Origin of the sequence: Kangiella shandongensis, from assembly GCF_020005365.1 — a bacterium.
GTDB classification, from domain to species: Bacteria; Pseudomonadota; Gammaproteobacteria; order Enterobacterales; family Kangiellaceae; genus Kangiella; species Kangiella shandongensis.
In genome coordinates this window covers 24,698-48,450 of sequence record NZ_JACNML010000003.1, presented here as the reverse complement: position 1 = coordinate 48,450, position 23,753 = coordinate 24,698, and the positions used below count along the sequence as shown (strand labels likewise).

Here is a 23,753-nt window from a genome sequence, read left to right as displayed (position 1 = left end):
TTTGTTAGCTCAATGGATTATCTGACAATTTTCATTTCTTTAATGAGGTTATCAGCGCCATCGACGTGCTCCATTACCCATAGCATATAAGCACTGCTGACATGGATAGAGCGATTTAGATCCGGATTGTAATCCCAGTCGCCAATAATCGACTCATAAACACCGTCAAATAATAAACCAACAAATTCGGCATTGGCATTCATGGTTGGTGAGCCTGAGTTGCCACCAGTCGTATCTACAGTAGATAAGAAGTTGACCTGGACACTGTTTAAAGCAGGATCTTTGTATTCACCAAACTCCTTACCTTTAATCAGCTCCAGTTGTTTCGCCGGTGAGATAAATGGGGCTTTGCCTGTATGTTTAGCTGCAAGACCTTCGAGCGTGGTAAAAGGTGTTGCATACATGCCATCCTTCGGTGAGTAACCTTTGACGTTACCATAAGTCACTCGAAGTGTACTGTTAGCATCAGCGTAAACCGCTTTGTCCTGTGACTTATAATAGTCGATGATTGCAGCCATGTATTGCGGGCGTAGTTTCTTGAACTTTCCCGACTGCTCTTTATCTTCCAGTTCTTTTTTGTGCTTCTCTTCATAGGTAGCAACGGCCAATTGGATAAATGGATCATTAGAGTTTTTAAACTCTTCGACCGAACGGCCAATCCAGCTCAGGCGAACCTGCTCATCTATAAGTTTTGTTTCGGCGAACATTCTATCGACTTTAGCATTGAACTGGTCAGCATTAAAATCAGACTCGATTCCCATGAACTTGTCATAGCTTTTAATGCGATCTTTTGCCGGAAGTTTGGCATATTCAGCAACGAAATGCTTGTAAAGTGCTTTTTCGACATCCGCGTCCCAGCGACGATTCATGCGTTTAAGGCTTTCCTTGATTCGTGTTATGTCACGCTCCTGGTAGCCTGGTTCACGCTGTGCATCAGGTTTTTCGCTTTCAATCGCTAAACGATATAACTTAGCAGCAGTACCCGTTAACGTATCACGACTCATGCCCCATCTTTTAAGCTCAATAGCCTGGTCTTTGAGAGCTTCTTTGATCAGGCTGTCTAGTTGAACTAGTGCATCACCGTGCTTCTCTTTCATTTCAGGGTTGTCTAGCAGCCATGCCTCTAAGTCAGCTTCAAGCTTTTGGCGGCGCTCCAGCAAATCACCTTTTCCATAGCTTTCGATCATGCTGCCCCAGTTTTTCTCCGCATTGTTAAGGCCGGCTAAAGTACTGGCATATTTAACACGCGCGTCGCTGCCCTCAGGCGCATTTTCTTTAATAATGTCGATGTATTTGTGCAAAATCCCGCGGAAAGTAGGGTAACGCCACTCGAACTCGTTTTCGACTTCGGCACTGGTGCGGTAACGGTTGGTACGCCCCGGGTAACCCGTAACCATAACGAAATCGCCTTTCGATACGCCGTTGGCGTTAACTTTTAGGAAATGCTCTGGCTCGTAAGGCACGTTATCTTTGGAGTAATCTGCTGGTTTGCCGTCTTTACCCACATAGGCACGGTAGAAAGAAAAGTCACCCGTATGACGTGGCCACATCCAGTTATCCACATCGCCGCCGTATTTACCGATATGTGATGATGGTGCATAGACCAGACGTACGTCGCGGATTTCCATTTGCTTGATTAAATAGTACTCAAGACCACCGTGGAAAGAATAGACGTTACAGCGATAGCCTTCTTCGGCTTCGCAGTCAGCGACCAGTTCTTTTTCTTTTGTCTCAACAGCTTTATAGCGCTCCATACCAGACATTTCACCGGTAAGGCCACTACTGATTGCATCAGTAACGTTTGTTAGTTCAGTGGTAACATAAACCCGAGACCCAGGAGCCGCCGGTAACTCTTCTGAGAAATCTTTAGCCAGGAAACCCTTCTCTAATAAGTTGTTTTCGGCTGTAGAGTTGAACTGAATGCTGCCGTAAGCGCAGTGGTGGTTGGTTGCAACCAAACCTTTCGGTGACAGGAAAGAGGCCGTGCAGCCACCGAGACTAATCACCGCGCCCATCGGGAACTCGGTTAGTTTGGCCAGATTATCCGGATCAATTTCCAGACCAGCATCTTCTAGCTGATCTTCGATTTGTGGGAGTTGACTTGGTTGCCACATACCTTCGTCTGCCATTAATGGCGACGCTGTAGCCGCTATTGAAATTGCCACGGCTGATAATACTTTCTTCATGGTTATCCCCTGAAATGTTCTGTCTTACTCGTATTAAAATTTTCCAGCAAACAATATAAAGGGATGGAAGACAATTTCTAGTGGAGGAGGGTAGTAAAATGTAAATAAGTGTTGCAGGGGGGGCTTGTCTTTGTTCCTTTTTTGTACCATGGGCATTCCCTAAGGTCGCTGAGAGAAAAGGAACCAAAAGAAAGGCTATACTGCGTATAACTTCCTTCGGATTTAATCAATCACTTAACGCAGGGTCTGCCCCATCGGGTACCGTGAAATACATCCCATCCATGGTCTGAATTTCGCTATTCAAAACGTCCTGTTTTAAATTGCTATTATTTTTGATACTCGAAAGGTCTTGTTTGGTAATTCTATATACTGAATTACTAGTTTTCATCAAACCTGGTAAGAAATGAAATTAGACTGCGACTCTCCGCACTTAGTAGAATATATAGATGGCATTTCACCATCATGGGGCTTTCCTACAATACCAGAATGTTGTTCTAGAGTAGCTTGGCTTTATAACGTTTTTTAATATTTCCATTATATTTAACGAAGCGAACGACGGTGTGACGAGGAAAAAACGTGACGAAAACGCGCAGTTTATAAGTTATAAATGAGCATTTCAGTCTGTTTTTAACAAAGTCACACCGAGTGCACCAAGTTAAACGTTCATTTCTGGAACGTTGTCTGGAATAACTAGATCCGCTTCTGTTTTTTCTTGTATTTCTTCTACCGATACGCCTGGTGCGCGTTCTACAAGGTGGAAGGCGCCGTCTTTTATTTCCATCAGTGCAAGTTCTGTAATTACTCGCTTAATGCACTGTGCACCGGTTAAAGGTAATGTACATTTTTTAAGGATTTTGGACTTGCCGTGCTTATTGGCGTGAGTCATGGTGACGATGATGTTTTCAGCGCCTGCCACTAGGTCCATTGCACCGCCCATGCCTTTGACCAGTTTGCCTGGAATCATCCACGAGGCAATATTACCTTCCTGATCCACTTCGAAAGCACCCAGTACGGTAAGGTCGACATGACCACCGCGAATCATGGCAAAGCTTTCTGCTGAAGAGAAGAAGGCTGCGCCTGTTGCGGCAGTTACCGTTTGCTTACCGGCGTTGATTAAGTCAGGGTCGATAGTTTCTTCGGTAGGAAATTCGCCCATACCCAGCAAACCATTTTCCGACTGCATCATCACTTCGACGCCTTTAGGAACATAGTTTGCGACCAGGGTAGGGATACCAATACCCAAGTTTACGTAGAAACCGTCTTCTAATTCTTGCGCCACTCGCATGGCGATTTGTTCACGTGATAGTGCCATGATTGCGCTCCTTATGATTGTTTAACAGTACGTTGTTCAATACGTTTTTCAAATTTGTCGCCTTTGATGACGCGTTGAACATAGATACCAGGCGTATGGATAAAGTTAGGATCCAGTTCACCCGGTTCAACGATTTCTTCAACTTCAGCTACGGTTATTTTACCGGCAGTCGCCATCATCGGGTTAAAGTTCATGGCAGTTTTGTTGAAGATCAAGTTACCCATGGTGTCCGCCTTCCACGCTTTAACCAGCGCAAAGTCAGCTGTCAACGAAGGTTCAAGGACATAGTCACGACCATCGATGTTACGAGTTTCCTTACCTTCGGCTACTTGAGTGCCGAAGCCTGTCGCAGTAAAGAAAGCTGGAATACCAGCACCGCCAGCACGGATTTTCTCAGCCAGCGTACCCTGTGGCGTTAGAATCACTTCCATCTCACCAGACAGTAGTAATTTTTCGAACAGCTCGTTCTCGCCAACATAAGAGCCGATCATGGTGCTGATTTGGCGCTTGTCTAACCATTTACCCAGACCAAAGCCATCAACACCGGCGTTGTTGGAAATCGCAGTTAGGCCTTTAGCGCCCAACTGGTGGACTTGCTCGATAAGGCCTTCCGGAATACCGCAAAGGCCAAAACCGCCAACCATGACGGTCATATCATCTTTGAAGCCTTCTAATGCTTCTTCGTAACTATTTACGACTTTATTAAAACCTGACATTTTAATTCCTCGTCATATTTTAAGAGTATTTTGTTTGACGCTAACGATATTGGTGCTGCTATTTTCTCTTTGCTAAAACAGCATTCGCCACGCGCGACACGGGTTTGCGTCCCAGTTGATCCGAAATATAAACCCCGGCATCAACCAGTTTGTCTAAATCGATACCTGTTTTGATACCTAAACCATTCAGCATGTAGATCACATCTTCAGTTGCAACATTGCCTGTTGCACCTGGTGCATAAGGGCAGCCGCCCAATCCTGCCACAGAGCTATCGATGGTTGAGACACCAAGCTCTAAGCAAGCATATAGATTTGCCAGCGCTTGTCCATAGGTATCGTGGAAATGACACGCTAATTTTTCCACGGGCACTACTGTAGTAACCGCTTCAATCATGGCTTTTGCTTTCGCTGGTGTGCCGACGCCGATGGTATCGCCCAATGATATTTCATAGCAACCCAGGTCGTATAAATCTTTGGCCACTTTGGCTACCTGCTCTGGGGCGATGTCACCATCGAAAGGGCAGCCGAGAACGCAGGAGACATAACCCCGGACTTTGATACCGTGTTCTTTTGCTGCCGCTACCACTGGCTTAAAACGCTCGATGGATTCTGCAATAGAACAATTGATATTTTCCTGTGAAAACCCTTCTGAAGCTGCTGCAAAAACCGCGACTTCCTCGGCATTACCCGCAAGTGCGCCTTCAAAACCTTTCAGATTTGGCGTCAGTACCGGGAACATGACTTCTGGATTCGCTTCTTTAAGCGGTGTAATCGCCTGCATCATCTCGTGATGATCGGCCATTTGTGGCACCCACTTAGGTGAGACAAATGCAGTGGCTTCGATATTTTTCTCACCAGCGTTAATTAGGCGCTTAATCAGCTCAACTTTAACATCAGTCGAAACGGGTTGCTTCTCGTTTTGCAGACCGTCGCGGGGACCCATCTCAACAATGCGCACCTCGCTTGGTAAGTTCTCAATATGATCGTCTACTAGAACCATTGGGTTCCTCCGGTATTTTAGTCTTCTCCAGCATCCAGTATCAATAACTCAGCACCATCATCAACCAAATCACCGGCTGAGTATAGGATTTCAGCAACGGTACCTGCCGTTGGCGCATTAATGGTGTGCTCCATTTTCATCGCCTCAAGGATGATCAGTGGTTGTCCGGCTTCGACCGTGTCGCCTTCTGAAACTTTCACTTCAATAACGGTACCCGGCATCGGTGCGGTTAAGCTACCACCGGCATCTTCGGAATCGCCAGCTAAACCACGTTCAACTTTCTCCAATACCTGATAGTTGCCATTCACGAATACATGGAGGCTTTTACCGTCATCTACCACTGTGGCATTGAATCGTTTGCCAGCTGCGTCTAAGCGTAAATTACTGCCGTTAAGTTCGGCAGCATGGATTTTTAATTCTCTCTCAGGCAACTCGAGTAAATACTCATCGCCACGGAAGTGGGTGGTAACCACAACATCGTTTGGAATACTATCAACGTAATCAATGTACTCAAACGCGTGGTGATTATCCGTATTCAATCTCCAGCCGCTGACTTGATTCCATGGTGAGTAAGGATCCGCACTTTGGCTGGCTGATTTTTTTGCTGCCTGCTCACGCTGTACCAGCTGGTAGACAGTGGCAGCAACTAAAGCGTCTTCATCCGCAGGCGCATCTTCCAGAATTAATTCATCACGGTAACGCTCAATAAAGTTTGTGTCTAAATCACAATCTTCGAAAGCTTGATTGCTCGCCAATGCAGACAGGAACTCTACATTGGTTGTCAATCCAACGACCTGATATTGAGCTAAGGCACCACGTAAGCGGGCGAGGGCAGCATTTCGGTCATGATCCCAAACAATAAGCTTGGCAATCATTGGATCATAGTGCACCGAAACGGTATCACCTTGGCGAACACCAGTATCAATACGGATATGGTTACTTTCTTCCGGTGTACTCAGATGCAGAAGAGAACCTGTTGCAGGCAAAAAGTCCTGTCGAGGATCTTCGGCATAAATACGAACTTCGAACGCATGACCGTTAATTCTCAGATCTTCCTGCTTTTCTGGTAACTCCTGACCAGCAGCCACTTTAAGCTGCCACTCGACCAGGTCCTGGCCCGTAATTTTCTCAGTAACTGGGTGCTCTACCTGTAGACGAGTATTCATTTCCATAAAGTAGAAAGAACCATCTTCGTCATACAGGAACTCAACCGTACCCGCACCAACATAACCGATCGCTTGAGCGGCACGAATAGCCACTTCACCCATCTTCTGACGGTTATCTTCAGCCATGCCTGGAGCAGGGGCTTCTTCGATCACTTTTTGGTGGCGGCGCTGCACTGAGCAATCACGCTCGAATAAGTGAACTGCGTTACCGTGCTTATCCGCGAACACCTGAATTTCGACATGACGCGGCTTGGTAATGTACTTTTCAACTAACACCTTATCATCACCGAATGAAGCCGCTGACTCGCGTTTACAGGAAGCTAAGTTTGATTCAAACTCTTCGGCCTTCCAGACAATACGCATGCCTTTACCACCGCCACCGGCAGTAGCTTTGATAATAACGGGATAACCGATATCGTCAGCTTGAGACTTTAAGAATTCTGGCTCCTGATTCTCGCCGTGATAACCTTTAACCAAAGGAACACCGGCTTCTTCCATGATTTCTTTTGCCGCTGACTTTGAACCCATGGCAATAATTGCTCCCTCCGGCGGACCAATGAATTCAATATCATTTTCGGCCAGCGCTTTGGCGAAGTCGGCATTCTCAGAAAGGAAACCATAGCCTGGATGGACTGCCTGTGAGCCAGTTTCTTTAGCTGCCTTAATGATCAACTCCGTTTTTAGATAAGAGTCTTTTGCCGGAGCAGGGCCTAGATAGATTGCTTCGTCAGCCATGGCCACGTGACGAGCGTTTTTATCGGCTTCGGAATAGACCGCTACCGTTCGAATGCCTAATTTTTGCGCGGTCTGAATCACACGACAGGCGATTTCACCACGGTTTGCAATTAATATTTTTGTAAACATAAATGCTTCCTTAACTGTCGCTGTTTTCAGAGTTATTGGAGCCGACTGACCAATCAGCAGGGCGCTTTTCTAAAAATGCATTCAGACCTTCTTTGCCTTGTTCGCTGGCTCGAATATCAGCGATACGCTTGGCTGTCTCATCCAATACGTCCTGCTCAATGGCTTTGCCAGCAACAGCTTTTATCAAATCTTTGGCTGCACGAACAGCTTCCGGACCATTGGCTAATAAGCCAGCAATCATTTCATCAGCTTTGTTGTGTAACTCATCTTCTGCGACGACTTCGTGGACCAGGCCGAACTCTTCTGCTTGAGGAGCTTTAAAGCGCTCGGCGGATAAGAAGTAGCGTTGTGCCTGGCGTTCACCGATTGCTTTAACCACATACGGGCTGATTACTGCTGGTATCAGTCCGAGCTTAACTTCTGACAAGCAGAAGCTTGCACGTTCTGATGCGACAACAATATCACAACAGGCGACTAAACCAACGCCGCCCCCAAATGCTGCGCCCTGGACTACTGCAACAGTCGGTTTTTTTAGCGTATAAATCGTATGCATCAGCTCAGCCAAACCCTGAGAGTCTTTATAGTTTTCTTCCCAGGTGTAATCTGCCATACGGCGCATCCAGTTCAAATCTGCGCCAGCTGAGAAGCTTTTTCCTTCCGCCTGTAGAACAACGACCTCTACGCTTGGATTCGCTTCCAGTCGACGAAAAGCATTGGTTAAATCTTCAATCAACTGATCATCAAAGGCATTATGGATCTCGCCGCGAGTTAGCGTAATTCTACCAACTCCACGACCTTCGGAACCTAGTTCTTTAGTATCAATTGAGATGTTCAGTGCTTCACTCATAGACTTAGTCATATTAAAAGGTCCACCTTACATTCTGAAGACGCCGAATTTAGTTTCTTCGGCTTCTTTGTTCATTGCTGCGGATAAACCAAGACCTAGGACCATACGAGTATCGGCTGGATCAATGATGCCATCATCCCATAAGCGTGCGCTTGAGTAATAGGGATGGCCCTGTTTTTCGTACTGGTCTTCAATCGGTTTCTTAAAGGCTTTCTCTTCTTCGTCTGACCACATGTCTTCACCACGGCGTTCGAAGTTATCACGCTTAATTTGCGCTAATACATTTGCCGCCTGTTCGCCGCCCATCACAGAGATCCGAGCATTTGGCCACATCCACAAGAATTTAGGACTATAAGCCCGACCACACATACCATAGTTACCAGCGCCAAAACTACCACCGACAATAACGGTGAACTTGGGTACTTTGGCGCAGGCTACAGCTGTCACCATTTTGGCACCGTGTTTGGCAATACCTTCGTTTTCGTACTTTCGCCCAACCATAAAACCAGTAATATTCTGCAGGAATACGAGAGGAATACCGCGCTGAGAACATAGCTCGATAAAGTGTGCGCCTTTTTGTGCAGACTCTGAAAATAAAATACCGTTATTAGCAACGATACCGACAGGGTAGCCGTGAATTCGCGCGAAACCACAGATGAGCGTGGTGCCGTACATCGCTTTAAATTCATCCAACTCTGAACCATCAACAACACGAGCAATAATTTCACGAATATCGAATGGCTTACGCGGATCTTTATTGATCACACCGTATAGCTCTTCTGTGGGGTACAGAGGCTCGATTGGTTTCTTAACCGTGACAAAAGGCTCTTTTTTCCTGTTTAGGTTGGACACCACCTGGCGTGCTAATTTTAGAGCATGTTCGTCGTTAACCGCATAGTGATCCGTTACGCCGGATGTTTTACAGTGAACATCAGCACCGCCTAAGTCTTCGCTCGATACCACTTCACCGGTTGCTGCTTTCACCAGAGGTGGGCCACCTAAGAAGATAGTGCCTTGTTCTTTAACGATGATAGATTCGTCGGCCATGGCTGGAACGTAAGCGCCACCGGCTGTACAGGAGCCCATCACTACCGCAATTTGAGGAATGCCTTTTGCCGACATGTTGGCCTGATTATAGAAAATGCGGCCAAAGTGATCTTTGTCCGGGAATACTTCGTCCTGCTGCGGCAGGTTTGCACCACCAGAATCAACCAGGTAAATACAGGGCAGGTTATTTTCTTCAGCAATCTCCTGGGCACGAAGGTGTTTTTTTACTGTTTCCGGGAAATAGGTACCACCTTTAACCGTGGCATCATTTGCCACGATCATGCACTCAACACCAGAGACACGACCAATACCAGCAATCAAGCCTGCTGCTGGAACCTTGTTGTCATACATGTCCCATGCCGCCATTTGTGAAATCTCCAGAAATGGAGAGCCCACATCCAATAGTTTACGTACACGGTCACGCGGTAACAGCTTGCCACGTGAAAGGTGTTTTTCCTGATACTTAGGACCACCACCTTGTGTGATGTATTCCATCTTATCGCGTAAGTCATCGACCAAAGCGCTCATCGCTTCGGAGTTTTCAATAAATGACGCGCTACGCGAATTAATTGAAGATTTAATTACTGGCATATTGAATCCTTAGTATGAAATCTTTTCAGCCGTAGTTCTAACGACACCGTTTATTCAGAGCCAATAGCTCGAGCGATAACCATTTTCTGGACTTCGCTGGTGCCTTCGTAGATTTGCGAAATACGAACGTCGCGATAAATTCTTTCGACAGGGTAGTCTTTTAAGTAGCCGTAGCCACCTAGAACCTGAATCGCTTCTGAGCAAACTTTTTCCGCTGTTTCAGAAGCGAATAATTTCGCCATACAGGCTTCTTTCAGGCATGGCTTCCCGGCATCGCGCAGTTCGGCGGCGTTTAGCACCATATTACGCGCGGCATTCACCTGAGTCGCCATTTCGGCGAGTTTGAATTGAATAGCCTGATGCTGAAAAATGGGCTTGCCGAAAGAAGTACGATCTTTGGAGTACTCCAATGCGTATTCATATGCTGCACGCGCCATACCGACTGACTGTGCCGCAATACCAATACGACCACCTTCAAGGCCGGAAAGGGCAATTTTATAGCCTTCGCCTTCCTTGCCCAGCAGGTTTTCAGCCGGGACTTTGCAGTCTTCAAAAACGATTTGAGCTGTATCGGAAGCGTTTTGTCCCATCTTATCTTCGATATTAGCGACAACATACCCCGGTGTGTCTGTTGGTACGATAAAGGCACTAATACCTTTTTTACCGGCGCTGGGATCGGTTATTGCAAATACGATAGCGATGTCACCGTTTTTACCTGAAGTAATAAACTGTTTTACGCCATTAAGGACGAAATGGTCGCCTTCTTTCACAGCCTTGGTTTTAAGGTCCGCAGCATCAGAGCCGGCATGCGGCTCGGTCAGGCAGAAAGCACCTAAAGCTTGGCCTGAAGCCATTGGTTTTAAGAACTTTTCTTTTTGCTCGTCGGTACCGTAATTTAAGATTGGCATACAGCCTACGGAATTAGTTACGGAAATTATCGTCGAACAGGCGCCATCACCGGCGGCAATTTCTTCCAGCACTAGAGCCGCGGCGGTATAACCAATTTCACTGCCGCCCCATTGCTCGGGCACTAGCATGCCGTAAAAACCCAGCTCGCCCAAGCCTTGTAAGGCCTCGGCCGGAAAGGTTTTGTTTTTGTCCCACTCTTCAGAAAACGGGGCAATACGTTCCTGGACATAGCCACGGGCCATGTCCTGAATCATTGTTTGTTCTTCTGTCAGAATCATACTGTCAAATCGCTTATGTTTTATCCAGTCATTCCAAACCGAGGCTTGCCTCGGATTTGGAATCTAAGATCCTGATTGTTATCAGGATGACAGGTTTAAAATAATTACTTTATATCAACTCAATCGCTAGTGCCGTCGCTTCGCCGCCACCAATACACAATGAAGCAACACCTTTCGATTTGCCATATTTACGCAGTGCTTCAAGCAAGGTCACAACGATACGTGTACCTGAACAACCGATAGGATGACCCAGTGCACAGGCACCACCGTGGACGTTAACCTTGGCGTGATCAAGCTTAAGATCTTTCATGGCAGCCATAGTGACAACGGCGAAAGCTTCGTTAATTTCAAACAAATCAACATCGTCTTTTGTCCAGCCCGCTGATTCCAGTACTTTCTCAATGGCACCAACTGGTGCAATAGTAAATTCAGCAGGAATACGAGCGTTCGTTGCATGAGCATGAATTTTCGCAATAGGCTTTAGACCACGTTTTTCAGCTTCAGACTGACGCATCATGACCACTGCTGCTGCACCGTCTGAAATTGAGCTGGAGTTGGCTGCTGTTACGGTACCGTCTTTTTTGAAAGCAGGGCGTAGCGAAGGAATTTTGTCCGGACGCGCTTTTAGTGGCTGCTCATCGGTATCAACAACCGTCTCACCCTTACGAGACTTGACTGTAACCGGCGCGATTTCGTTTTTAAATGAACCGTCTTCAATCGCTTTGTTCGCGCGAGCTAGTGACTCAATAGCGAAGTTGTCCTGTTCTTCACGAGTGAAGTCGTACTTTTCGACGGTCTGTTCGGCATAAATACCCATGGCCTGACCTTCGTAGGCATCTTCAAGACCGTCGAAAGCCATATGGTCTAGAGTTTTTCCGTGGCCAAAGCGCTGACCATAGCGACCTGTCGGTAGCAAGTATGGTGCCAAGCTCATACTTTCCATACCGCCAGCAACCATCACATCATTGGTACCAGCTTTAAGTAGGTCGTGTGCAAACATGATAGTTTTCATGCCAGAGCCACACACTTTATTTACTGTAGTAGCTCCTGTGGATTTTGGAATACCAGCACCTAAAGAAGCTTGGCGTGCCGGAGCTTGACCAACGCCAGCTGGCAATACGCAACCCATAATGACTTCTTGAATATCTTCTGGTTTCAATGTTGCGCGCTCAACTGCTGCCGCGATGGCATTTGCACCTAGCTCCGTTGATTTTACGGTTGATAGTGAACCGCCGAAGCCACCCATAGGTGTACGGGCCGCGCTTACAATTACAATTGGATCTGACATATTTTCATTCCTTTTCGAAGTGGTTGTGCTTGCTAATACTGCGTTAAAAAGTTTCTCAAATGTGCTCATGTACTTTTTGTACACTGCGCATTCTCGAAACTTTTTGCCTTGTCTTAGCTACGCTCACTCACTCACTTCTCTTAACAGGTGAATTTCAAACTAAAACTTAAATATTAACGGAGACTTATGTTCTCCAGTTAAATTCTGATTCATAAAATACCTAGAAGTTCTTTGAGTGAAGTCTAGGCTAGGCAAAAACTGCTGCAGAGAAGGGAGTTTACTTAAGAGGTAAACGACCTGATTGAAGCAGTTTTTAACAACGCATAGAAAAACTCAATAAGTTCTAGGCGGTTTCATTAAACAACTCGCGGCCGATCAGCATACGACGAATCTCTGACGTACCTGCGCCAATTTCGTACAACTTAGCATCACGAAGCAGGCGGCCCGTTGGGTATTCGTTAATGTAGCCATTGCCACCCAGGACCTGAATCGCTTCCAGAGCTAGCTTAGTGGCGTTTTCTGCCGCATATAGAATCGCTGCTGCTGCATCTTTACGTGTCGTTTCTTTACGATCACACGCTTTAGCCACGGCATAAACATAAGAACGGCTTGCGTTCATAATGGTGTACATGTCCGCAACTTTACCTTGCATCAACTGGAATGTGCCAATTGGCTTACCGAATTGTTTGCGCTCGTGGATATAAGGAACAACAACGTCCATACAGGCTTGCATAATACCTAACGGACCTGCAGACAGTACGGCGCGCTCATAGTCCAGACCACTCATCAAGATTTTAACACCTTCATTGACTTCACCCATGACGTTTTCGACAGGAACTTCACAATCTTCGAAAACTAATTCACAGGTATTTGAGCCACGCATGCCCAGCTTGTCCAGCTTTTGTGCGGTACGGAAGCCTTTCATGCCTTTCTCAATAATGAAGGCAGTAATACCTTTTGAATGCGCTTCCATGTCCGTTTTGGCGTAAACGACTAATACGTCAGCTTCTGGACCATTGGTAATCCACATTTTATTACCATTTAGAATATAGTGATCACCTTTCAGCTCAGCCTTTAGCTTCATACCAACGACGTCAGAACCAGCTCCTGGCTCAGACATAGCTAGTGCACCCACGTGTTCACCAGAGCAAAGCTTTGGAAGGTATTTTTTCTTCTGTTCTTCAGAAGCGTTTCGACGAATCTGATTCACACATAAGTTAGAGTGTGCGCCATAGCTTAATCCGATAGATGCGCTGGCACGGCTGATTTCTTCCATCGCCACAACGTGCTCCAGGTAACCCATACCAGAACCACCGTACTCTTCTTCAACGGTGATACCCAACAGGCCTAGATCACCAAGTTTTTTCCACATTTCATGAGGGAAGAGGTTCTCTTCATCCGTCTTTTCAGCGATAGGTGCGATTTCTTTCTGTGCAAAATTGCTGACCATTTCACGGATCATGTCAGCAGTTTCACCTAAATCGAAGTTGAGTGATGGATACATGTTAATTCCTCTGTTAAATCTCTAATAATGATTACTTCTCTGCATTAAGCTTCGCTTCTAGAACATCGAATTCTTTCAGCAAGTATTTGATATCTTTCAATTGTTGATTCAATGACTCACGACGGACAGTTATTAGCTCTAACAAACGCTTGGTCTGTTTTTCTTCGCCTTCCATGCCATATAAGTCAATGATTTCCTTGATTTCAGCCAATGAAAAACCTAAACGTTTCCCTCGCAGGATCAGCTGCAAACGTACGCGATCACGGTTATTGTAAATTCGATGAACACCGCGACGAGTAGGTGTTATGAGCTTTTCATCTTCGTAATGGCGTATTGAGCGAGAGGTAATCCCGAACTCCTTGGCCAAGTCGCTGATACTGTATTCTGTTTTTTCCTCAGTCATGAGTTAATTCTCTTGAAAATAACCCGATTATTTTACCTTACCTTTACGCAAACGTAAACTTCGCAGATGTTTTGCAAAGAGTCATAAGAACACCTTGGCCTGCCTGGGTATAATTTACAGAGTCATGCCATCACTTATTCAATGACTTAGGTAGGCTATCTAATAAAAGACTTAAACAATAAATGGCAAGCTTTTCATGTATGATTTTTATTACTTTTCTGTGAACTTTTACTGGCGACTATTCCTCTAAAAGGTGTAAGCTGGTTGAAAGTTGAGCAAAACGATCGGGTATGGAACAACATAAGTTGAAACAATCACAGTTGAAAATATTCTTACTACTTAAAAGCCGATGACTCGTGTGAGTGCTCGGCTTTTTTTATGCTCGACTTTTGAAAGTGCTTATAGTTCTAACTAAAATTTTAAAAAGCACGTTGTTGTAAATGTACGTTGTAAATACACTAAGATCAGAAGGGTAAATATTCATGAAAAGACAAAAGCGAGATAAGCTTCAAAGAGCTCACGCAAAAGGTTTCCACGCAGCAATGCAGGGGCAGTCCAAAGAGGTGTGTCCCCATGAAGATGTAAATGCCAAAGAGGAGTGGTTAGGCGGCTGGAGAGAAGGTAGAGAGGCTTTTAGCCAGAATGGCATGAAGAATTATTTATAAAACCTATTAATTTTGAAAGCCCAGCTCTGCTGGGCTTTTTTGTTTTCTTTAACTGGATCCGGTATATTCTCAGCCGTTTCAAAACCTAAAATTATAATTCAATAAAGGATTAAGGATGAAGTTAAATAAGTTTCTTTCACTAATACTTCTATTATTTCCATTAACTTCTGTTGCTAGCTTTAGAGATGCTACCACCCTGTATGAAAAGGGGCTGTATGAGGAAGCTTTTAACGAATATTATCAATTAGCAAAAATCGGTCATAAGGACTCCCAATTTAACGTCGGAGTGATGTACTTTGAAGGTGTTGGGGTTGATAAAGATCCACTTAAAGCATATGCCTGGGTTAAGTTATCGGATGAAGATAAACTCGCAGAAAAGGTTTTTCTGGAAGAAATTCGTCAGGAAATCACAAAGGAACAACCGTTGATAGATGAGTTTTACGAGTCATTAAAGTCAAAGTATGGTAATGATGCTATAGCTGAAGCTTATCAGCCAGTAATTGTTGATGACAAAAAAGAAACTGTTTCACCTAAAGCCATAAAGCAGAAGCCAGCAAAGTATCCTATAAATGCACGGGTAAAAGGGTATACAGGCTGGGTACTATTTGATTTTAATCTTAGCCCTGGCGGTTATCCTACTGATATAAAAGTCGTCGATTCATTTCCAAAAGATCTGTTTGTGAAAAGCGCTTTCAAGGCCGTAAAAAACTGGAGGTTTGAGCCACTGAACACGAGTGAACGTTTCACGTATAAAATGGAGTTTATGCTTCTTGACGGAAATAGTGATTATAAAGCAAAGTATAAGAGTTTGATGGAGATTAAAGAAAAAGCATTAAAAGGGGACCCGAGCTCGCAGTATCTGCATGCTCGCTATGGTGATTATAATATCGAAGACAATAAAAACTTTAGCTCTTCTTCCTGGTACTATGAAGCGGCGAGAAATGGTGTTTTAAATGCCCAGTTTGAGCTTGCAGAGAGGCTGTTGGATGGTGATGGTTGTGAAAAAGATCCTGACAAAGCCATTAACTGGCTCAAAGCATCGGCCAATAGTGGTTTTGCGTTATCTCAATTTGAGCTGGCTAAAATGTCTTTTACAAATGGAGATGCTGAAAAAGGGGAGTTGTTGCTCAAAAAAGCAATAACCAATAGTCTTGAGGTGTCGAGCCTGGATGCAGAAACGACACGATACGATATCGTTGATTACATATATAACAATCAACTTAATAATATTAAGCCTGAACTTATTCTTCAGTTGTTAGAGCATATTGGCAGATATACTATTAAAAACCCGGTTAATTATTACCAATATTATTCTAATGTATACAAATCATTAGGGGATTATGAGGAAGCTCTGGACTATCAGGAAGATGCGATAGAAGAGCTGGAGGACTTGGGTGAAGAGAATATTCCTCAGTATATGCTTGAAAACTTGGCATATCTAGAAAGTAAAGTCGATTAATTTTAGCCAGTAATATCAAAGGCCTCCATGACGAGGCCTTTAATTTAGAATTCCTATAAATATTATCTTATAGCTGGTCTATCGACTAACTCTTTGAAATAATACCGTATCAGTTTTACATAATTCGCCATAGTTTTAACGCGATTTGGTTATAGCTGCGTTCTTATAATACAGACTAAAAATAGTTACAGGGGAGTTCCATGTCTTATCGTTTTCTGGTTATTGGGTTATGTTTAGTGTTAACGCTAGTGGGCTGCGGTGATGATACTGCTAGTGAGGATGATGCTCAAGTAGGTGTTGAGCAGTCGACTAATGCAAAGACGACTCAACCTGCCAAAGTTTCTAAGCCTGATAAGTTAACACCATTTAAAGTATTGAGTGTCTATCAGGGAAGCTACGACAATGCACCGGCAATACAGGTAAATTTCAGCCGTCCAATTAAGCGCAACCAAGATTTAGCGCAACTCATTCAGATTTATATTAAACATAACCGCCAGGAAGGTGGATGGGTTATTAGTGATGATAACCGTAGAATTTATTACCCGTATATTGAGCCGGAAGTCACTTATTCCATCAGGTTCTCTAATCAGTTGCTTGCTGATAACGGTACCGCATTGAGTCAGGAGATAAAAAAGGAAGTAAAGACAAGGGCGCTGAAACAGCAGGTACGCTTTTTAAGTCAGGGCTCGACTATTTTGCGTGACAGTGGTGTTTTGCCAGTAGAGGCAGTGAATGTTGATGCGGTCGATGTTAAGTTTTGGCGCCTGGACTCAGCTCATTACGATAGTTTCTTTTCTAATACTAGCTATCGTCGCTATTATCAACTGCAAAATTTGAAGGAAATGGCGGAGCTGGTTCATACTGGACGCTTCGAGTTGGAGGCTAAAGATAATCAGCGCTTAACCCACCAGATCCAATTAAAAGACATTAAGGCGCTTAAAGAAAATGGTGTTTATGCTGTTACCATGCAGCCAGCTGATGATTATCCGTATCAGTACGAGTTTAGCTGGTTTGTCATTAGCGATATAGGTCTTCACACCCGCCAGTATCAGGATACTTTTGTGGCCTTTGCACACCAGCTGCCTTCAACTGAGCCTTATAACAATGTCGAGCTAGCTCTGCTCGACAAAAAAGGAGAGCGCATAAAATCTGCAAAGACAGACAAAGATGGTTTTGCACAGTTTAATGCTTCACTATTGAACCGAGCACGTTTTCTGGTCGCTTCACAGGGTTCGAACACTAACCTTATTCGTCTGCAAAGCCCAAAACTGGACTTGTCTGAGTTTAAGCTGACCAAACGTCAGCAGTATCCTCTTGAGCTATTTCTATATGGGCCAAGAGACTTATATCGGCCAGGTGAGATGGTTCGAATTCAGGGGATCTTGCGTGACTCTCAGGCTAATTGGCTAGAGCCGACACCGGTTTCTGTTCGTATTCTTCGTCCGGATAATAAAGTTTATAAAACGCTGCAATGGCAAGGTGATGAACTGGGTTATTATCAAACGGATTTCAAGCTGCCTGATGATGCTATGCGTGGTCAGTGGATCTTCGAAGCAACGTTGGGTAATAAGACTGACTTTAAGTATGAGCTGGCGGTTGAAGACTTTTTACCTGAACGTTTAAAGCTTGAATTGCGGTCGAATAAAAAACAATCGTTGGGCGTAAAAGATGAACCATTGATCGATATCCAGTCCGATTATCTTTACGGTGCGCCTGCAGGCGGTAATCGGTTTGATGGCACACTAACCGTGTCGAGCGCAAAGAACCCTTTTGGTGACTACGAAGGCTTTTATTTCGGCTCTAATAAATACCGTGACTTCGATCAGGTGATTGATATCCCCGCGGGTACCCTAGACGATAAAGGCCATACAAAGCTGACACTGAAAAACCAGTGGGCAGGCAGCCGCTTCCCTGTTCGACTGCTGAGTAGCATTAATGTTTATGAAAGTGGTGGCAGACCGATTACACGCCGCTTGACCCAGTATGCATTTCCTCATGATGAGTTAGTGGGAGTCAGGCCTTTATGGATTTCCGAGCGCGAGTTTGCTGCGCCCAATGAGCATAATGCGGTAGAGTTGGTAGCCGTTAATTCACAGGGGAGCGCATTAAGCTCGGGGCAGGAATACGAGGCGACGCTGGTTCGTGAAGACAGTCGCCGTTATTGGCAGTATGGTCGTAGTGGCTGGGAATATAGAACATCAGCGGCTAATGTGCCCGTGTATACCAAAACCGTTAAGTTCGACTCAAGCGAAAGACAACAACTTTCTTTGCCGTTGGAGTATGGTAATTATCGTTTAGAGGTTCGCAATAAAAACAACCAACTGCTCACCAGCTATCACTTTTTTGCTGGCTGGTACTGGACAGCGAACACCCAACAAAGCGGTGAGCGTCCGGATCAGGTTCAACTATCCATCGAGCAGGATTTTGTGCAATTGGGGGAGGATTTAGAGGTAAGCATTAAGGCTCCTTATGCTGGGCAGGCTCTGGTCACTATAGAAAGCGATGAACTGTTATGGAGGAAAGCCGTCAAACTGGATGCTGCAGAATCTTCGGTGACGATTCCGGTCAGCAAGCAGTGGGATACACATAATCTGTACGTTTCGGCGATGGTGTTAAAACCGGGTGACGTTGAGCGTAAGCATTTGCCAAATCGCGCATTTGGAGTGCTGCACTTGCCTTTAGATCGTCAGGCAAGAGAATTAGAGCTTTCAGTAAACCATGATAAAAAGTTGCGTCCACAACAAACGGTTGATGTTGAAATTGAAGCCAGTAATAAACAGAACGATGAAACGGTGTATACAACGCTGGCTCTGGTCGACAGCGGTATCCTCAGTATCAGTGATTTTGAATCGCCGAAACCATTGGACTGGTTCTATGGGCAGCGTGCGTATGAAGCAGCGTTGAAAGATAATTATGGCAGTCTGGTCGAGCTGGTGGATGGCAAGTTTGCCAGACAGCGTTTCGGTGGTGATGCCGATTTAAGTCGAGGTGGTGATGCACCCGTTTCTGATGTGCAGATTGTCTCTATTGTTAAGGACAAGGTCGAACTCGACGAGAATGGTAAAGCTAAGCTGAGTGTCGAATTACCTTATTTTAACGGTGAACTGCGACTGATGGCAGTTGCCTTCAGTAAAAAGCGCTACGGTTCGGCTGAGTCGAAAGCAAAAGTGGCTGCACCACTGGTGGTTCAGGCTTCTATGCCACGGTTTTTAGCGAAAGGCGATCAGTCTGAAATTTTGCTCGATGTTAAAAACATGGAAGAAACAGAGCAGACGTTTACAGTCAGCCTGGCTGCTGACGATGCTCTGGGCGGAACCTCTGTCGCTAAAACATTGACGCTAGAACCTAAAGCAAAAGCTCTGGTTCCATTGAGGGTCACTGCTTCACGGTTCACCGGTGCCGGGACGGTTTCACTGACAGTAGAAAGTGATAATGATGAACTTAATATGAATCGCAGCTGGTCGTTAGGCTTGCGTCCTGCTTATGCTGCTTCGGTTATCTCCAAACAGGCAGCGGTAAAGCCGGGTAGTCAGTTCAGCGTTGATAAAGCCTTTGCCAGACGCTATGACAGTTTTGGTTTGAAGTCAGTATTATCAGCCTCCACGACGCCACCGCTAGACGCTGGTGCCTATATCGATGGGTTACTACATTATCCGTATGGCTGTCTGGAACAAACGACGTCGCGCGCCTGGCCCTGGCTTAGTGTAGAGCAGGGTGATCTGTCTTCGCTTGAAAGCAAAAAAGTTAAGGAATTATTTGGTCGCCGTCAGGAGCTGGTGGACTCTGCTATTAGCCGTGTCATATCCATGCAGCGGTATGACGGCAGTTTCGGCTTGTGGTCAAATGACAGCCCGGAAGAACCCTGGTTAACGGCCTATGTAACCGACTTCCTTCTTGCTGCAAAGCAATTAGGCTATCAGGTGCCAGAGAATAACCTTAATCGAGCAGTTAAACGTCTGCAGCGTTATGTTCGCTCGAGTGCTTTCAGAACTAAAAACTGGAGCTACTACGATGACCGAGAACATTTCGAACTCGCGTACCGTTCTTATTCCGCTTATGTCTTATCTAAGATAGGGCGGGCTAAGCTACAAGATGTGCGCGCACTATTTGATGATAAGGCATCTGATGCCGAGCGCTCTTTACCATTGGCGCACCTGGCGTTTGCTCTGGAAAAGATGGGTGATCAGCGCCGTGCAAAACTGGCATGGGGCAAAGCCTTTACCAGTAAGTTTAGCTATAAACCTTATTGGTATTATGGCGATTATGGCTCACCAATCCGTGATATGAGTCAGGTGGCGAGCCTAAGTTTAGAAAGTAAAGTTGTCGATAACTTGGATGTTGATGGTCTGGATCTTGTGTTTGATTTAAAAGGAGAGCTGCAGACGAGACGTTGGTTGTCGACACAAGAAAAGGGTGCATTAGCTCGTCTGGCAAAACAGTTGAGTGATGTCAGTGTCGAGGGTGCGGAGTTAAGTCTATCGATTCAACAGGCGAATGAAGAGCAAAGCTTCAAACAAACTTCCGACTATGTCGGTGTTGAAAAAGGTAATCCCGTACAACAGCCTTTAACCTTAAGCAATAAAGGCGATAAAACGGTTTTTGTTGACTACAAAGTACAGGGCTATCCGAAGGCAGCTCCTGATGGGTTGTTTAAAGATATTGCGATTAAGCGTCGCTACTTTAACCTTCAGGGTGAGCCTATTGCTATCAAAGATATAGCTGCTGGCGACCGCGTGATCGTTGGCATTACTGTTGAGCTAGATAGAAAGCATAACTATTTACGCCATGCCATGCTGATCGATTTATTACCGGCCGGTTTTGAGCTGGAGAATCAAAATCTGGAGCACTCTTTCAAAATCGATGACATCAAGCTCGATGGTAAAACGATTAAAGACTTGACCAAGAGCACCAAGGTTGTTCATCAGGAGTTCTGGGATGATCGTTTTATGGCAGCGTTGGAATTACGAAGTTATCGTTCGGCTCATGTATTCTATATGGTGCGTGCAGTAACGCCGGGTACCTATACGGTTCCATCGAGCTTTGTAGAAGATATGTACCGTCCTGAGATCCGCGGCATCAGCGAGCCAGAAGAGGCTATTACCATCAGTAAACCAACGACTGACTGATAGTAGCAGGTTATGCCTAAAGTAAAACGAATCCTGAGCAGACACTTTTGGTTTAAAAGCCTCAAGCGTCTGCTCATATTGGCCGTGATTTGCTTTTGTTCTTTCTGGCTACTGGATAAACTTTTCCCTTTACCCATTAAAGACTTTGAGCAACGTAGCTTTGCCCAGTTAGTCGTTGACTCCGAGGGAAAGCCACTACGAGCTTTTCCTGATGAACAGGGCGTGTGGCGTTATCCGGTAACAATTGATGACGTTTCTCCGTTGTACCTCGAGGCTTTGATTAACTACGAAGACCAGTACTTCTATCAGCACCCAGGGATCAATCCTTTAGCTTTAACTCGGGCCGTTGGGCAGGCTATTTACCACGGAGAAGTGATCTCCGGGGCTTCGACCTTAACCATGCAGGTTGCTCGTATTCTGGAGCCACACGAAAAGAGTATCGGCGGTAAGCTTCAGCAAATGTTCCGGGCGTTACAGCTTGAGTGGCATTACTCGAAAGATGAGATCCTGACTTATTACCTAAACTATGCGCCTTTTGGGGGAACGATTGAAGGTGTAGAAGCTGCCAGCTTTACCTACTTAGGCAAACCCTCCAAAGATTTAACAGCGTCAGAGGCTGCGTTGCTGGCCATTTTACCGCAAGCGCCGTCCTGGAACCGGCCTGATTTACACCCTCAGCGCGCAAAGGCCCAACGAGATAAGTTGCTGGATCGATTAGCGGAATTTGAGGTGTGGCCACAAAATGTGGTCAATGAAATAAAACAGGAGGATGTGTGGGCCGAGTACAATACACAACCTTTTTTAGCGCCGCTATTCAGTCGAGAGCTTGTTAACCGTTATCCACATAGTCGTTTGGTCAATACATCCATTGACAGAGTGCTGCAAACGGATATTCAGTTAACCGTTGCCGACTATATTCGTGGTAAGGAACAGGGCTTATCGGCGGCGGTAATTGTGATGGACAATGCTTCCGCCTTGCCGTTGGCTTATATCGGCAGTGCCGATTTTGCTAATGCTAAGCGCTCCGGTTACGTAGACATGACTCAGGCGACGCGTTCGCCTGGCTCAACTTTGAAGCCGTTTATTTACGGATTAGCGCTTGATCAGGGACTGATTCACTCGGAGTCGTTGCTTTTTGATGTGCCGCAGTCTTTTGAGGGCTATAAGCCGAAAAATTTTAGTGAGCACTTCAATGGGGCGGTTAGTGTGTCGCAGGCTCTAGGTCGTTCCCTGAACATGCCAGCGGTGCAGATTCTCAATGAGTTATCACCGAAATATTTTTATGCGAAGCTCACTAATGCCGGTTTAAAATTATCTTTACCTCAGTCTGCTTCGCCAAACCTGAGCCTGGCTCTTGGTGGCGGTGGTGCTAACCTGCAGCAACTGGTGGGCCTGTTTTCATCTCTGGGTAGTGAAGGTCATGCTGTTCGGCTACGCTTGCATAGCGATGAACCTTATCAAAAACTGCCGCTGATGAGCGAAGAAGCAAGTTGGATTATTCAGCATATTTTATGGCAGGTGCCATTAAACAATCAGATGAGTCATCGTTATTTCCGAACAAGCAACCAGATTGCCTACAAAACGGGAACCAGTTACGGCGCAAGGGATGCCTGGGTATTGGCCTCAAATCAAAAAGTGACCATTGGTGTCTGGGTGGGTATGCCGGATGGTTCCTTTAGTGTGAATAACAGTGGGCGAACCACGGCAGTACCGCTTCTGGAACGGATTTTGAATATTCTGCCGCAGGACTGGATACAGCCCATTCGTCGCCCAGGGAATGTCGCTATGGAAGATATTTGCTGGCCACTGGGAACGATTGCATCTCTACAGTCAAAAGAAAATTGTCATAAGAAACGCTCTGCCTTTTTAGTTGACGATACTGCCCCGGTGACCTTGGCAGACCCTTTGAGCGGTGACTGGAGTCATGGCCTGGTTCAAGTTCAAGTGGATCCAACGACTGGGAAGCGGGTTAACCATCAGTGTTTTGACGGTGCGACGACGATTAAAGAGTTTGCACTATGGCCTAAGAGTTTGGAACCATGGATCGCGAAGCCATACCGTAGTGAGAGTCTACTGCCTGAGTATTTAAGAGGCTGTATCGAGAGTGTGGGCTCGAGCAAGCCACGTATTACTGGTGTCGATCCAGATTCAACCCTCTATGCCGAGCCGAACCACGAAACCCTTCCTGAGGTACAGCTACGGGTAGATGGAGCCACGGGGGAGCCGTATTGGTTTTTGAATGGACAGTTAATCGACACCTTATCGTCTAATACTATGGTTTCATTAAAGAACCTGTCTCACGGCGATTATGAGGTGATAGTAGTTGATGCGACCGGGGCTTTCGCTGAGCTGCAGTTCCGAGTTGAGCCTTAGTGCGGCAAACGATAATTTG

General features: G+C 45.5%; 15 protein-coding genes. 4 read left to right on the top strand and 11 right to left on the bottom strand.

The features are described 5' to 3' along the window. Positions 1-17 precede the first annotated feature (17 nt). The 11 genes from H7708_RS03665 to H7708_RS03615 all read right to left on the bottom strand — a co-directional run bounded on the left by H7708_RS03665 (position 18) and on the right by H7708_RS03615 (position 14,111). A complete protein-coding gene (locus tag H7708_RS03665; RefSeq protein ID WP_223669123.1) occupies positions 18-2,186 on the bottom strand; it encodes a S46 family peptidase in 2,169 nt (722 codons plus the stop codon). A 655-nt stretch (positions 2,187-2,841) separates the two neighbouring features. Further along, a complete protein-coding gene (locus H7708_RS03660; RefSeq protein ID WP_223669122.1) occupies positions 2,842-3,498 on the bottom strand; it encodes a CoA transferase subunit B in 657 nt (218 codons plus the stop codon). A gap of 11 nt (positions 3,499-3,509) precedes the next feature. Beyond that, positions 3,510-4,214 (bottom strand): CoA transferase subunit A, encoded by a 705-nt coding sequence (locus H7708_RS03655; RefSeq protein WP_223669121.1) that lies wholly within the window; start codon positions 4,212-4,214, stop codon positions 3,510-3,512. 58 nt (positions 4,215-4,272) lie between these two features. Further along, positions 4,273-5,214 (bottom strand): hydroxymethylglutaryl-CoA lyase, encoded by a 942-nt coding sequence (locus tag H7708_RS03650; RefSeq protein ID WP_223669120.1) that lies wholly within the window; start codon positions 5,212-5,214, stop codon positions 4,273-4,275. A 17-nt stretch (positions 5,215-5,231) separates the two neighbouring features. Continuing rightward, positions 5,232-7,244 carry an acetyl-CoA carboxylase biotin carboxylase subunit gene (locus H7708_RS03645; protein WP_223669119.1) on the bottom strand — a complete coding sequence of 671 codons (2,013 nt, stop codon included), beginning with the start codon at positions 7,242-7,244 and terminating at the stop codon, positions 5,232-5,234. A 10-nt stretch (positions 7,245-7,254) separates the two neighbouring features. Then, positions 7,255-8,103 carry an enoyl-CoA hydratase/isomerase family protein gene (locus H7708_RS03640; RefSeq protein WP_235727501.1) on the bottom strand — a complete coding sequence of 283 codons (849 nt, stop codon included), beginning with the start codon at positions 8,101-8,103 and terminating at the stop codon, positions 7,255-7,257. Positions 8,104-8,118: 15 nt separating this feature from the next. Next, on the bottom strand, positions 8,119-9,729 hold the full coding sequence (locus H7708_RS03635) for a carboxyl transferase domain-containing protein (RefSeq protein ID WP_223669118.1): 1,611 nt from the start codon (positions 9,727-9,729) through the stop codon (positions 8,119-8,121). A gap of 50 nt (positions 9,730-9,779) precedes the next feature. Then, a complete protein-coding gene (locus H7708_RS03630) occupies positions 9,780-10,916 on the bottom strand; it encodes an acyl-CoA dehydrogenase family protein (RefSeq protein ID WP_223669117.1) in 1,137 nt (378 codons plus the stop codon). A gap of 109 nt (positions 10,917-11,025) precedes the next feature. After that, complete coding sequence (locus H7708_RS03625) at positions 11,026-12,204, bottom strand: acetyl-CoA C-acyltransferase (protein ID WP_223669116.1); 1,179 nt, start codon at positions 12,202-12,204, stop codon at positions 11,026-11,028. Positions 12,205-12,547: 343 nt separating this feature from the next. Beyond that, the gene (locus tag H7708_RS03620; protein ID WP_223669115.1) at positions 12,548-13,708 is read right to left on the bottom strand and encodes an isovaleryl-CoA dehydrogenase; all 1,161 of its coding nucleotides are present in this window, start codon (positions 13,706-13,708) and stop codon (positions 12,548-12,550) included. A gap of 31 nt (positions 13,709-13,739) precedes the next feature. Beyond that, on the bottom strand, positions 13,740-14,111 hold the full coding sequence (locus H7708_RS03615) for a MerR family transcriptional regulator (RefSeq protein ID WP_223669114.1): 372 nt from the start codon (positions 14,109-14,111) through the stop codon (positions 13,740-13,742). 482 nt (positions 14,112-14,593) lie between these two features. Between H7708_RS03615 and rmf the strand changes: the two genes are divergently transcribed. The 4 genes from rmf to pbpC all read left to right on the top strand — a co-directional run bounded on the left by rmf (position 14,594) and on the right by pbpC (position 23,734). Continuing rightward, entirely contained in the window at positions 14,594-14,776 is a 183-nt protein-coding gene (gene rmf, locus H7708_RS03610; protein ID WP_223669113.1) for a ribosome modulation factor, read from the top strand. A gap of 115 nt (positions 14,777-14,891) precedes the next feature. Then, the gene (locus H7708_RS03605) at positions 14,892-16,235 is read left to right on the top strand and encodes a TonB family protein (RefSeq protein ID WP_223669112.1); all 1,344 of its coding nucleotides are present in this window, start codon (positions 14,892-14,894) and stop codon (positions 16,233-16,235) included. Between the two features lie 200 nt (positions 16,236-16,435). Then, complete coding sequence (locus tag H7708_RS03600) at positions 16,436-21,361, top strand: alpha-2-macroglobulin family protein (RefSeq protein ID WP_223669111.1); 4,926 nt, start codon at positions 16,436-16,438, stop codon at positions 21,359-21,361. 12 nt (positions 21,362-21,373) lie between these two features. Next, positions 21,374-23,734 (top strand): penicillin-binding protein 1C, encoded by a 2,361-nt coding sequence (gene pbpC / locus H7708_RS03595; RefSeq protein WP_223669110.1) that lies wholly within the window; start codon positions 21,374-21,376, stop codon positions 23,732-23,734. Positions 23,735-23,753 lie beyond the last annotated feature (19 nt).